General features: G+C 63.7%; 10 protein-coding genes. 4 read left to right on the top strand and 6 right to left on the bottom strand.

Translation table 11 applies throughout. The features are described 5' to 3' along the window. Positions 1 to 54 precede the first annotated feature (54 nt). The gene (secA, locus tag P2G62_RS02525; RefSeq protein ID WP_275733295.1) at positions 55 to 2,742 is read right to left on the bottom strand and encodes a preprotein translocase subunit SecA; all 2,688 of its coding nucleotides are present in this window, start codon (positions 2,740 to 2,742) and stop codon (positions 55 to 57) included. A gap of 185 nt (positions 2,743 to 2,927) precedes the next feature. On the opposite strand from secA, the gene P2G62_RS02520 reads away from it, so the two are divergent. From P2G62_RS02520 to mutT, 3 genes are read left to right on the top strand one after another with little or no spacing between them, the layout of a single operon-like run. Next, positions 2,928 to 3,794, top strand: a complete 867-nt coding sequence (locus tag P2G62_RS02520) for a peptidylprolyl isomerase (protein WP_275733294.1) — start codon at positions 2,928 to 2,930, stop codon at positions 3,792 to 3,794. Between the two features lie 20 nt (positions 3,795 to 3,814). Beyond that, on the top strand, positions 3,815 to 5,206 hold the full coding sequence (argJ, locus tag P2G62_RS02515) for a bifunctional glutamate N-acetyltransferase/amino-acid acetyltransferase ArgJ (protein WP_275733293.1): 1,392 nt from the start codon (positions 3,815 to 3,817) through the stop codon (positions 5,204 to 5,206). Further along, positions 5,203 to 5,646: an 8-oxo-dGTP diphosphatase MutT gene (mutT, locus tag P2G62_RS02510; RefSeq protein WP_275733292.1), complete on the top strand. Its 444-nt coding sequence runs from the start codon at positions 5,203 to 5,205 to the stop codon at positions 5,644 to 5,646. The genes argJ and mutT overlap by 4 nt, the downstream gene beginning before the upstream one ends. 399 nt (positions 5,647 to 6,045) lie before the next feature. On the opposite strand, the gene infB is transcribed toward mutT, so the two are convergent. The 5 genes from infB to pip form a co-directional block, all read right to left on the bottom strand. Then, the gene (gene infB, locus P2G62_RS02505; protein WP_275733291.1) at positions 6,046 to 8,577 is read right to left on the bottom strand and encodes a translation initiation factor IF-2; all 2,532 of its coding nucleotides are present in this window, start codon (positions 8,575 to 8,577) and stop codon (positions 6,046 to 6,048) included. Beyond that, entirely contained in the window at positions 8,574 to 9,203 is a 630-nt protein-coding gene (locus tag P2G62_RS02500; RefSeq protein ID WP_275733290.1) for an RNA-binding protein, read from the bottom strand. The genes infB and P2G62_RS02500 overlap by 4 nt, the downstream gene beginning before the upstream one ends. A 16-nt stretch (positions 9,204 to 9,219) precedes the next feature. Continuing rightward, complete coding sequence (gene nusA, locus P2G62_RS02495) at positions 9,220 to 10,824, bottom strand: transcription termination factor NusA (protein ID WP_275733289.1); 1,605 nt, start codon at positions 10,822 to 10,824, stop codon at positions 9,220 to 9,222. 3 nt (positions 10,825 to 10,827) lie between these two features. Continuing rightward, positions 10,828 to 11,421, bottom strand: coding sequence for a ribosome maturation factor RimP (rimP, locus tag P2G62_RS02490; RefSeq protein ID WP_275733288.1), 594 nt, complete (start codon positions 11,419 to 11,421; stop codon positions 10,828 to 10,830). 139 nt (positions 11,422 to 11,560) lie between these two features. After that, on the bottom strand, positions 11,561 to 12,532 hold the full coding sequence (gene pip, locus P2G62_RS02485; RefSeq protein WP_275733287.1) for a prolyl aminopeptidase: 972 nt from the start codon (positions 12,530 to 12,532) through the stop codon (positions 11,561 to 11,563). Between the two features lie 66 nt (positions 12,533 to 12,598). On the opposite strand from pip, the gene ubiG reads away from it, so the two are divergent. Then, positions 12,599 to 13,342, top strand: a complete 744-nt coding sequence (ubiG, locus tag P2G62_RS02480) for a bifunctional 2-polyprenyl-6-hydroxyphenol methylase/3-demethylubiquinol 3-O-methyltransferase UbiG (protein WP_275733286.1) — start codon at positions 12,599 to 12,601, stop codon at positions 13,340 to 13,342. Positions 13,343 to 13,413 lie beyond the last annotated feature (71 nt).

The following is a 13,413-nucleotide window of genomic DNA, read 5'->3' as shown; positions in this document are numbered from 1 at the left end:
TGGGAAAGCGGCCCCGGATCGCTCCGAGGCCGCCTGATTGTCGCCCTATTTCAGTCAGACGAGGCGCCCGTGGCAGTGCTTGAACTTCTCGCCCGAACCACAGGGGCAGGGATCGTTGCGCGATGGGTTGCCCCAGGTGGTGGGGTCGGATTCGTCAAAACCCGGCACGGCAGCGGCAGCAGGGGCAGGCGCGGGGTCATCGGCCGGCTCCGGCGCGGCGGCGGCCACCATCTGCGCCTGCATCGCGGCGCGCTCTTCCTCGGTCAGCGGCCGGATCTGCGCCAGACGCTTGGTCACATCGCTGCGCAGACTGTCGAGCATGGTTTCGAACAGCTGGAAGCTCTCGGTCTTGTATTCTGAAAGCGGATCGCGCTGCGCATAGCCGCGGAAGCCCACGACCGAACGCAGATGCTCCAGCGTCACCAGATGTTCGCGCCATTTGGTGTCGATCGTCTGCAGCAGAACCTGCTTCTCGATCATCCGCATCGTATCGGCGCCAAAACCTTCGGCCTTTTGCGCCATGTAGCCGTCGGTCATCTGTTCCAGCCGCTCGCGCAGCACGTCCTGATCGACGCCCTCTTCTGCGGCCCATTCGGCAATCGGCAGGTCCATGTTCAGCGCTTCGATCACGGCCTGATGCAACCCGGGAACATCCCACTGATCGGCATAGGATTTCGGCGGCGCATATTGATCGACCAGATCGTCGATCACCTGATAGCGCATGTCCTGCGCAATTTCGCCGATGTCCTCGGCTTCCATGATCTCGCGGCGCTGGCTGAAGATCGCCTTGCGCTGGTCGTTCATCACATCGTCGAACTTCAGCAACTGCTTGCGGATGTCGAAGTTGCGGCCTTCGACCTTGGCCTGCGCGCGTTCCAGCGACTTGTTCACCCAGGGGTGAATGATCGCTTCGCCTTCCTTCATGCCCAGCTTGGACAGCACGGACTCCAGCTTGTCCGAGCCGAAGATGCGCATCAGATCGTCTTCCAGCGACAGGAAGAACAACGAGCGCCCCGGGTCACCCTGACGCCCCGACCGGCCGCGCAGCTGGTTGTCGATGCGGCGGCTTTCGTGGCGTTCGGTGGCCAGAACGAACAGGCCGCCCGCTTCCAGCACCTTCTTCTTCTCTTCGGCGTGTTCGGCTTCGATCCGCGCGCGGACCTCATCGGGGTTCGCCTCGGGGTTGGCGGCCAGCTCATCCAGAACCTTCATCTCGACGTTGCCGCCAAGCTGAATATCGGTGCCGCGACCGGCCATGTTGGTGGCGATGGTCACCGCACCCAGACGGCCCGCATCTGCCACGATCTTGGCTTCCTGTTCATGCTGGCGGGCGTTCAGCACGTTATGCGCGATCCCCTCGGCCTTGAGCATTTCGGAAATCATCTCGGATTTCTCGATCGAGGTGGTGCCCAGCAGAACCGGCTGTCCCTTGGCATGCGCCGCTTTCAGCGCCTCGATCACGGCGGCGTATTTTTCACGCGCAGTGCGATAGACGCGGTCGTGTTCGTCGATCCGCTGCACCGGGCGGTTGGTCGGCATCTCGATCACGCCCAGCTTGTAGATCTCGGCGAATTCCTCGGCTTCGGTCGCGGCGGTGCCGGTCATCCCGCCCAGTTTCTCATACAGGCGGAAATAGTTCTGGAAGGTCACCGAGGCAAGGGTCACGTTCTCGGGCTGCACCGGCAGCCCCTCTTTCGCCTCGATCGCCTGATGCAGACCGTCCGACAGACGGCGGCCCTTCATCGCGCGGCCGGTGTGTTCGTCGATCAGCACGACTTCCTGCCCCATCACCACATAGTTCTGGTCCTTGTGGAACAGCTTGTGCGCGCGCAGGGCCTGGGTGACGTGGTGGACGATGGTCGTCGATTCCGGGTCATAGAGCGACTGGCCCTCGGGCAGGATACCGGCCTCGTGCAGGCGCTGCTCCAGGAATTCGTTGCCCTCTTCGGTATAGGTCGCGTTGCGGCCCTTTTCGTCCAGGGTGAAATGCGCCTCGGTGATTTCCGGGATAAACTTGTCGAGCGTGTTATACAGCTCCGAGCGGTCCTGCGACGGGCCCGAGATGATCAGCGGCGTGCGAGCCTCGTCGATGAGGATACTGTCCACCTCGTCGACGATCGCGTAGAAATGACCGCGCTGCGCCATTTCCTCGACCGAGCCCTTCATGTTGTCGCGCAGGTAATCGAAGCCCAGCTCGTTGTTGGTGGCATAGGTCACGTCGGCGGCATAGGCCGCGCGTTTCTCTTCGTCGGACTGGAAGGGAACGACAACGCCGGTGGTCAGCCCCAGATGGGCATAGACCTTGCCCATCCATTCCGCATCGCGCCGCGCCAGATAGTCGTTGACGGTGACGATATGCACGCCCTTGCCCGCAAGCGCGTTCAGATAGGCCGGGAAGGTCGCGACCAGGGTCTTGCCTTCGCCCGTTTTCATCTCGGCGATATTGCCGCGGTGCAGGAAGATCCCGCCCATCAGCTGCGTATCGAAGGCCCGCAGGCCAAGCGCCCGGCGCGCCCCTTCGCGGCAGTTGGCGAAGGCCTCGGGCAGCAGCGCATCAAGGCTTTCGCCACCCTGGGCCCGCGCCTGCAGCTCGCGCGTCTTGGCCTTGATTTCATCGTCGGTCAGCTTCTCGAACTCGGGTTCGAGCGCATTGATCTTGGCGACCAGCGGACGCACCGACTTCACCTGGCGATCATTCGGCGTGCCGAAGACCTTTTTCGCGATAGTTCCGAGGCCCAGCATGTTTTCTCCGCGGGTTCGTCTGACCAAATCGTGTGACAAGCGGCCTTGCCGTGCCCTTCGCCCCCGCCTAGAACGGCTTGAGAAAAAGGGCGGCGGCGCCTTCACTAGACCCTTGGCGATGTAAGGGGCGGCCGTCTGAGTGTCAACGCCGCGGGGTGCCGCGGCCCCCTGCAGGAGAGGCTTTGATGCCGAAACTCATCCAATTTCTGGGCGCCACGGCGATTTCTCTGGCGTTGAGCGTCCCCGCTTTCGCCGAAGACCCGAAACCGGCGGCGCCGGAAATGAAGGTGGATACCGTGCTGGCCACCGTGAACGGCACCGAAATCACCCTTGGCCACATGCTGACGGTGCGCAACGGCCTGCCGCCCGAATACCTGCAACTGCCCGATGACGTTTTGTTCAACGGCATTCTGGACCAGCTGATCCAGCAGACCGCGCTGGCCGAAATCGGCGAAGGCCGGATGACCCATCGCGACGAACTGGCGCTGGAAGTCGACCGCCGCGCCTATCTGGCCGGGTCGCTGCTGGATTACACGGCCAGGAAGGCCGTGACCGAAGAACAGATCGAAGATGCCTACAAGGCGAAATATGCCGCGGCCGAACCTTCGCGCGAATATCACGCCGCCCATATCATCGTGGCGACCGAGGACGAGGCCAAGGCCGTGAAGGCCGAGATCGACGGCGGCGCCGATTTTGCCGAGGTCGCCAAGGCGAAATCGACCGATGGTGCCGCGGCCAATGGCGGCGATCTGGGCTGGTTCGGGCTGGATGCGATGGTGCAACCCTTCGCCGAAGCGGTCGCCGCGATGAAGGATGGCGAGGTCAAGGGCCCGGTGCAGACCGAATACGGCTGGCACGTCGTCAAGCTGATTGAATCGCGTCTGGCCGCCGCCCCCACGATCGACGATGTCCGCGCCGAACTGGAAGGCGATTTGCGTCAGAAAGCCGTCGAAGAACGCGTGACCGAGACGGTTGCCAAGGCTAAGGTCGAGAAGATGACCGAGGGCGTGGACCCGGCCATCCTGAAAGACGACAGCATTCTGGGCGAGTGACGGTAAGGGAGGCGCGGGACATGGCCAAGCAGGACAAAGAGTTGAAAGCCAAGGTCGAGAAGCTCAAGACCAAGGTCAAAAAACTGAAATCGCAGCTTGAACATCTGGCCGCCGAGGCGGTCGAAGAGGTTACCGAAGTGATGGGCGAGGTCGCGGCCAAGGTCAAGAAGACCGCGCCCGTCTCTCCTCTGGCGCCTGCCTCCTTCCCGGCCTTGCCGGTGATCGAGGGCGTGGAATTCGCTGCCATCGGGGCCGGTGTGCGCTATGCCGGCCGCACCGATGTGATGCTGGCGCGCGTGGCGCCCGGCGCGACCATCGCCGGGGTGTTCACCACCTCGTCGACCCGTGCGGCCTGTGTGCTCGACTGTCAGGCCAAATTGGCGGGTAAACCCGATGAAAGCGCCGGCGCGGCGATCATCGTGAATTCGGGCAACGCCAACGCCTTTACCGGCGCGGGCGGGCAAGAGGCAGTCGATGCCGTGACCGGGGCCGTCGCCGCGGCCCTGGGGATGCCGGCAAGCCGCGTGTTTTCCTCGTCTACCGGGGTCATCGGCGAGCCGCTGCCCTATGAACGGATCACGGCCAAGGTCGGCGATCTGGCCGCCGCGCTCGATCCGGCCGGCATGGAGGCCGCCGCGCGCGCGATCATGACCACCGACACCTTCCCGAAAGGGGCCGCCGCCGAGGTGGCGGGTGATGGCGGCACGATCCGCATTGCGGGCATCGCCAAAGGTTCGGGAATGATCGCGCCGAACATGGCGACGATGCTGGTCTATATCTTTACCGATGCCAAGATTTCGGCCCGCAACCTGCAAAAGATGCTGTCGCGTCAGGTGGATGACACGTTCAACGCGATCACCGTGGACAGCGACACCTCGACCTCGGACGCGCTGATCCTGGCGGCGACGGGCAAATCCCCGGCCGCCGAGATCACCGATCTGCGGTCCAAGGTGGCGAAGGACTTCGAAGCCGCGCTGCGCAGCGTGATGATGGATCTGGCGCATCAGGTGGTGAAGGATGGCGAGGGCGCGACCAAGTTCGTCGAGGTCCGCGTGACCGGCGCCGAAACCGCCGCCGATGCGCATAAGGTCGCGATGGCCGTCGCCAACTCGCCGCTGGTGAAAACCGCCATCGCGGGCGAGGATGCGAACTGGGGCCGCGTCGTGGCCGCCGTGGGCAAGTCCGGCGCCAAGGCCGATCGCGACCGGCTGACCATCCGGTTTGGCGACATGGTTCTGGCGGCGAACGGCTGGCGCGTGCCCGATTACGACGAAGACGCCGCCTCGGCCTATATGAAGGGTCAGGAACTGGTGATCGGCGTCGATCTGGGGCTGGGCAAGGCCGCGAAATCGGTCTGGACCTGCGACCTGACGCATCGCTACATCGACATCAATGCGGATTATCGGTCTTGAGCGCGGGCTGCGGCCCGGATGGCACCCCCGCCCCCACGCCGGGGCGGGTGTTGCTGGTCACCGCCGTTGCGCTGATCGACGTGGACGGCCGCATCCTGCTGGCGCAGCGCCCCGAGGGCAAATCGCTGGCCGGTCTGTGGGAATTTCCCGGTGGCAAGGTAGAGCCCGGCGAAACCCCCGAAGCCGCGCTGATCCGCGAGCTGAAGGAAGAGCTGGGCATCGACACCTATCATTCGTGCCTGGCGCCGCTGACCTTCGCCAGCCATTCCTACGACGATTTCCACCTGCTGATGCCGCTGTTCGCCTGCCGCCGCTGGGAAGGCACGCCAACTCCGCGCGAAGGGCAGACCCTGGCCTGGGTGCGCGCGCAGAACCTGCGCGATTACCCGATGCCCCCCGCGGACGAGCCGCTGATTCCGATCCTGCATGCCTGGATATGACAGAAAGACAGACCAATTCGGCCAGTTTTTTTGTCCAATTCAGCCCGATGCGTGTCTTTTTCATTTACTCCGTGTAAAGGTTTTGCGACTAATTTCATAAGCAGATGAGATTTGGGAGGATATCTGATGCTTCGCACTATCGTTGTCGGCAGCTGCGTTTCCGTTCAAGGAACGTTCGAAGCTCAGTTGGAAAATGGCAAGATCGTTGTCCGCGTGGATGACCGACTCTATGCCGGGCGCCCCGTCGTCGGGAAGGCCGCCTGAGCCTCGCGATATAACACGCATCTTGATTACACGGGGGGCAATTGCCCCTCTTTTTCATGCGCACACTGCAGCAGCCATGAACAAGGGGGCCTTTCGGCCCCCATGAAAATTCTTGCGATGTGATCCGACGCGGCTTTACAGCGTGCGTTCGACTTCCTCGCGTTCGAAAATCTCGATGACATCGCCGGGGCGAATATCTTCGTAATTCTCGAAAGCCATGCCGCATTCCTGACCGGAAATGACGTCCTTGACCTCGTCCTTGAAGCGTTTGAGCGTCTTCAGCGTGCCCTCGTGGATCACCACGTCGTCGCGCAGCAACCGGACACCGGCCGAACGGCGCGCAACGCCTTCGGTAACGATACAGCCAGCCACCTTGCCGACGCCCGAGACCTTGAAGACCTCTTTGATCTGCGCATAGCCGATGAAGTGCTCGCGCACCTCGTTCTTCAGCAGACCCGAAGCCGCCGCTTTGATGTCGTCAACCAGATCGTAGATAATCGAGTAATAGCGGATCTCGACACCCTTCTGGTTCGCGGCGGCCCGTGCCGGCGCATTGGCCCGCACGTTGAAGCCGATGACCGGCGCACCCGACGCCTCGGCCAAGCCGACATCGCTTTCGGTGATGGCACCGACGCCCGAATGGATGACGCGCACGCGCACCTCTTCGTTGCCGACCTTTTCGAGCGCCTGCACGATCGCTTCCGTCGAACCCTGCACGTCGGCTTTCACAACCACCGGCAGTTCCGCCACGTTCAGATCCGCCTTGGCCTTGGCCATCAGCTGCTCCAGCGTGGTCGCGGCACCGGCCGCGGCGCGTTTGTCCTTGGTCGTCTGCTCGCGATAATCTGCGATCTCGCGGGCCTGCGCTTCGGTCTCGACCACGTTCAGCACGTCACCGGCTTCGGGCGTGCCGTTCAGGCCCAGAACCTCGACCGGAACCGACGGACCGGCCTCGGTCACACGCTCGCCACGGTCGTTGATCAGCGCGCGCACCTTGCCCCATTTCTCGCCGACGACGAAAATGTCGCCCTGCTTGAGCGTGCCGTGCTGCACCAGAACGGTGGCGACGGGGCCACGGCCCACGTCGAGTTTCGCTTCGATAACAGCACCTTGCGCGGCGCGGTTCGGGTTCGCCTTGAGTTCCAGGACCTCGGCCTGCAGCGCGATGGCTTCCAGCAGCTCATCCAGCCCCTTGCCGGTCTTGGCCGAGACCTCGACATCCTGCACATCGCCCGACATCGCCTCGACGACGACCTCGTGCTGCAGCAGATCCGTGCGCACCTTTTGCGGGTTCGCCTCGTATTTGTCGCATTTGTTGATCGCCACGATCATCGGCACTTTCGCCGCTTTCGCGTGGTTGATCGCCTCGATCGTCTGCGGCATCACCGCGTCATCGGCGGCCACCACCAGAACGACGATATCGGTGACCTGTGCACCGCGCGCCCGCATCGAGGTGAAGGCGGCGTGGCCGGGCGTATCCAGGAAGGTCAGCACCGCCCCGGAATCGGTCGTCACCTGATAGGCCCCGATGTGCTGGGTAATGCCCCCGGCTTCGCCCGACACGACGTTGGCCTTGCGGATCGCGTCCAGCAGCGAGGTCTTGCCGTGGTCGACGTGGCCCATGATCGTGATGATCGGCGGGCGGGTTTGCAGATCTTCGGGCTTGTCCTCGACGGTGTCGATCACCTGCTCGACGTCGGCATCCGAAACGCGCACAGCCTTGTGGCCGAATTCCTCGATCACCAGTTCGGCGGTATCGGCGTCGATGGTCTGGTTGGCGGTCACCATCATGCCCATCTTCATCAGCGCCTTGACCACATCGGCGGCCCGTTCGGCCATACGGTTGGCCAGCTCGGAAACCACGATGGTTTCGGGCAGCTGCACGTCGCGCACCATCTTTTCGGCGCTTTGGCCATAGCCCATCGCCTTCTGGCGCGCTTTTTCCTGCTTGCGCTTCATCGCCGCGAGCGAGCGCTGACGCCCGCCTTCGCCACCATGCAGCGCTTCGGAGAGCGACAGCTTGCCGGTGCGGCGCGCGTTGTCGTCGCCCTTGCCCTTGGCATTGCGCGCGTCACGATCCGGCGCGCGTTCGTCGCGATCACGGTCGGTCTTGCGCGGGCCGGTCGCCACGACACCCTTGGTCGCGGCACGCGCCGCGGCGGCCTCGGCAGCGGCCGGATCGGCAGGCGCTTCGGCTTTCGCCGGTGCCTTGCGGACCTCTTCCTTCTTCTGCGCGCGCAGCTCGGCCTCGCGGGCCTTGCGGGCGTCTTCCTCGGCCTTCAGGCGCAGCGCTTCCTCGCGTTCGCGATCCTCACGCTCCTTGGCCTCGGCCTCGGCGCGACGGCGCTCCCGCTCTTCTTCGCGGGCCTTTTCTTCGGCCACACGCTGTGCGGCCTCTTCGGCTTCGCGTGCCTTGGCAGCCTGCAACGCCTTCAGGCGGCGTTCCATTTCGGCGTCGGAAATCCCGGCAGGGCGCCGCGAAGGGTCGCCCAGGCTGGGCGAACCCGCAGGTTTGCCGCCCGCAGCGCTCGGCTTCGGAACGACCACCTTCTTGCGTTTCGTCTCGACCACAACGCTTTTCGTGCGACCGTGAGAGAAGCTCTGCTTCACCTGACCGGGGCGCGCGCCGCCAAGACCCAAGGGTTTTTTACCGTCCGTATCGCTCATGCCGTCTTCATATCCTTCATGGCGGTCTGGCCGCCGTCCTGCTTGCGCATACCCGCAAGCCTTGCCGCTTCGCTTATAACACGCGGGGTGAGTCCGCCAGCCGCAAGCGCGCCGTGTATGGCATGATCGCGACCGAAAGCCAAACCCAATTCGGCGCTGGTCAGGCAACCGAACCAGCGGCCACCCTCGGGCGTCCAGAGCTTGCCCTTGCCGCGGTCGGACCCGTCCGACGCCTGCAGCAAAACTTTGGCGCGGCCATCGGCCAGCCAGCCCTTCACCTTTTCAAACCCGACCACCGCGCGACCGGACTTGCGCACCAAGGAGATAAGCTCCACCACGCGATGCGCAAGGCCCTGCTCGACCAGATCGGCCAGATTTTCGGGCACTTTCGCCGGTGCGCGGGCCGCGCGCGCGAAAAGCCCCTTGGCCGCCGCCCGGTCGATTGCCGCCCGATCCGCCGTGACCCAGATCCCCCGACCGGGCAGTTTTTCCGCCAGATCGGGATAGATCAGCCCGTCGGGGCCCAGCACGAAGCGCACAAGCCCGGCCTTGGGCTGCACGTCACCCGTGACGATGCAGCGCCGTTCCGGCTCGCCCTTTTCCACGCGTGTGCCCCCACGGCTCATGGCTCAGCCCCGAGGATTACTCCTCGGCCTCCTCTTCGGTCTCTTCCGACTCGGCTTCCAGCTCGGAGGGATCGACCCAGCCCAGCATGATCCGCGCCGTCATGATCAGGTTCTGCGCTTCCTCAAGGCTCATGTCGAACTTCTCGAGGATGCCTTCGTCCTTCACGCGCTGGCCGTTGACCGTGGTCCAGCCGCCGGCCAGTTCCCAGTCGGCACAGGTCGCGAAATCTTCCAGCGTCTTCACGCCATCTTTCGCCAGCGCCTCGACCATCTGCGGGGTCAGCCCTTCGAAATCGAACAGCGACTGCTCGACGCCCAGTTCCTTGGCCGCCTCGATGGCCTTGCGGTTCTGTTCTTCGATATAGTCGCGGGCGCGCGCCTGCAGTTCGGCCGCAGTGCCCTCGTCGACACCTTCGATCGCCAGCAGCTCGTCGAGGTCGACATAGGCGACCTCTTCCAGGTTGGTGAAGCCTTCGGCCACCAGAAGCTGCGCAAAGAATTCGTCCAGATCCAGCGCATCGACGAACAGCTTGGTGCGCTCGGCGAATTCGGCCTGACGGCGCTGCGATTCCTCGGCTTCGGTCAGGATGTCGATGTCGAGCCCCGTCAGCTGGCTTGCCAGACGCACGTTCTGGCCCCGACGGCCGATGGCGAGCGACAGCTGTTCATCAGGCACCACGACCTCGATCTTGCCGGCTTCCTCGTCGATCACCACTTTCGACACTTCGGCCGGTTGCAGCGCGTTCACCAGGAAAGTCGCCTGATCTTCGTTCCACGGAATGATGTCGATCTTCTCGCCCTGCAGCTCGCCCACCACGGCCTGCACGCGCGATCCGCGCATACCGACGCAGGCACCGACCGGGTCGATCGAATTGTCGTTCGAGATCACGGCGATCTTCGCGCGCGAACCCGGGTCACGGGCCACGGCCTTGATCTCGATGATGCCGTCATAGATTTCCGGCACTTCCATCTTGAACAGCTCGGCCATGAACTGCGGATCGGTCCGCGACAGGAAGACCTGCGGGCCACGGGTTTCACGGCGCACGTCCTTGATATAGGCGCGAATGCGGTCGTTCGGACGATAGCTTTCACGGCCGATCTTTTCATTGCGGCGCAGGATCGCCTCGCCACGGCCGATATCGACGATGATATTGCCGTATTCCTCGCGCTTGACGACGCCGTTGATGATCGTGCCCTTGCGATCCTTGAATTCGTCGAACTGACGGTCACGCTCGGCTTCGCGCACGCGCTGCAAGATCACCTGCTTGGCCGATTGCGCGGCGATCCGGCCCAGATCCACGGGCGGAACCTCGTCCACGATCTCGTCGCCGACCTTCGGATCGGCCAGATACTGCTTCGCCTGCGCGACGGTCAGTTCGGCCTGATAGTTCTCGACGGCGTCATCCTCGACGACGGTGCGCACCCGGGTAAAGGTGGCGCGGCCGGTCTTGCGGTCGATGCTCACGCGGATGTCCATCTCGGCGCCATAACGCGACTTCGCAGCACGGGCGAGACTGTCTTCCATCGCCTGGATCACCAGATCCGGGTCGATCATCTTCTCGCGCGCGACGGCTTCGGCCGTCTGCAGAAGTTCCAGCTGGTTGGCAGAGGTGATTGCCATCTCTCAGGTCTCCTCGTCGGGGGAATCGGTATCTTCGGTTTCGATCTCGTCGAACTGGTCTTCGTCGATCGCGCCGGACGCCTTCTTCTGGCGCAGCATCTCGTCGATCAGTTCGTCGGTCAGCACAAGTTTCGCATCCGAGAGCCAGTCGAACTGCAGGCCGATTGTGACCTGTTCGCCCTTCTCTTCAATCTCGATCAGCACTTCGTCGCCTTCGGTGCCGCGCACGATGCCCTTGAAGCGGCGGCGCCCGTCGATCGGCTCCGAAGTCTCGATCTTCGCCTCATAACCTTCCCAGACGTCGAAATCCTTCAACCGGGTCAGCGGGCGGTCGATGCCGGGGGACGACACTTCAAGGTGATAATTGTCTTCGATCGGGTCTTCGACATCCAGCACCGCCGAAACGGCGGTCGAGATCCTGGCGCAGTCATCCACGACGATGCCGCCTTCGGGACGGTCGGCCATGATCTGCAGCGTGGCGGTCTTGCCGCCCTGCAAACGGATGCGCACCAGTTCGAATCCCAGCCCCTCGATGGTGGGGGTGACGATTTCGGCAAGGCGCCGGTCAATCGCGGTCTTGGCGATCAGGTCGGTCATTGTTCCGATCCTTCAAAACAAAAAAACGGGCCGCGCGGCCCGTCGATATTTCCCGGTGGGCGTCAGGTTTGGACCCTCACGCGCCGCTGTTGAGGGGGGATATAGGCCAAAGCACGCCGTTCTGCAAGCCTGCAGTTGCTCAGCGGCGCAGCTCGTCCATCGCGGCAACCAGGGCCGCGGTGATTCCCGGCTCGCTCAGCGCGTGCCCCGCCGCCGGAACGATCCGCAGCGCGGCCCGCCGCCACCCCTGCGACAGACGCCAGGCCGAGACCGGCGGGCAGATCATGTCCATCCGCCCCTGCACGATAATCGCCGGAATATGCTCGATCCGGTGCCGGTCGCGCAGGATCTGGCCGTCTTCCTCCAGAAAGGCGCGGTTGATGAAATAATGGTTTTCCAGCCGCGCGAAGGCGCGCGCGTAATCGGGCGGCGCCTCGCCGGGCAGCCCGTCGAACTCGACCGAGGCCAGGGCATTTTCCCACATCGCCCAGTGCCGGGCATAGCGCGCCTCTTCCGCGTAATCGCCCGAAAACAGACGTTTGTGATAGGCGCCAATCAGATCGTGCTGCTCATCTTGCGGAATCGGGCGGCAGAACCCGTCCCACAGGTCGGGAAAGAATTGCCCGGCGCCGCCCCCGTAGAACCAGTTCAACTCGCTCTGCTCGGCCAGAAACACGCCACGCAGCACCAGCCCCTGCACCCGCTCGGGGTGGGTTTCGGCATAGATCAGCGCCAGAGTCGCCCCCCAGCTGCCGCCAAACACGATCCAGTCGCGAATCCCGAAAGTCTCGCGAATTCGTTCCACATCGGCAACCAGATGCCAGGTCGTGTTATTGGTGACCGAGGCGTGCGGCTTCGACAGCCCGCAGCCGCGCTGATCGAACAGGATCACGCGGTAATGCTTCGGGTCGAAATAGCGCCGCATCGCCGGGCTGCAGCCGCCCCCCGGCCCGCCATGAAACACCACCACCGGCTGGCCCTGCGGATGGCCCGACTGCTCCACATAGATCCGGTGACCATCGCCCATATCAAGCATGCGCTGATCGAAGGGCTCGATCGGCGGGTAAAGAAAGGCGCCCGATGTGCGCTTTTGCCCTGCGGTTCTGTCCATGATCCGACTATATAACGGGAAAGCGGCGCCCGCCACGGGGGGCGCACCAGAAGTTTCGAGGAAGCCATGCAAAACGCAACAAACACCATCGACCCGGCCGAAGTGGCGAAATTCGAGGCAATGGCCGCCGAATGGTGGGACCCGAACGGCAAGTTCAAGCCGCTGCATATGCTCAACCCCTGCCGGCTGGACTACATCACCACGCAAATCGCCGCGCAATTCGGACGCGACCTGAAGGCCCCGCGCCCGTTTGACGGGCTGCGGCTGCTTGATATCGGCTGCGGGGGCGGCCTCTTGTCCGAACCGATGGCACGGCTTGGCGCGACCGTCATTGGCGCCGATGCGGCGGGCGGCAATATCCCGGTGGCGCGGCTGCATGCCGAACAATCGGGCCTGGACATTGACTATCGCCATTGCGCCGCCGAAACCCTGGCCGAGGCGGGCGAACAGTTCGACGTGGTTCTGGCGATGGAGATCATCGAACATGTCGCCGATCCGCAGGGCTTCATGGATACCTGCGCGGGCCTTCTGAAACCGGGCGGGCTGCTGCTGTGCTCGACGCTGAACCGCAACGCCAAAAGCTATCTGGTGGCGATCATCGGCGCCGAGCAGGTGATGCGCTGGCTGCCGCGCGGCACCCATGAATGGCATAAATTCATCACCCCCGACGAACTGGCCGCCCTGATCGGCAAATCCGGGCTGGATGCCGTGGATCGCAAGGGGATGGTGTTCAACCCGATCAGCTGGCGCTGGTCACTGTCAGACCGCGATCTGTCGGTGAATTACGTCACCGCCAGTGTGAAACGCTGATCCTTCTTTCTGGCCAAAATATCCCCGCCGGAGGCTGCAACGGCACCCGCGGAACGCTCCGCGGGGGATAT

Source organism: Paenirhodobacter sp. CAU 1674 (assembly GCF_029222945.1).
Lineage (GTDB): Bacteria > Pseudomonadota > Alphaproteobacteria > Rhodobacterales > Rhodobacteraceae > Rhodobacter.
Note: the sequence above shows the minus strand (reverse complement) of the source record. Positions and strands in the feature narration are given on the sequence as shown.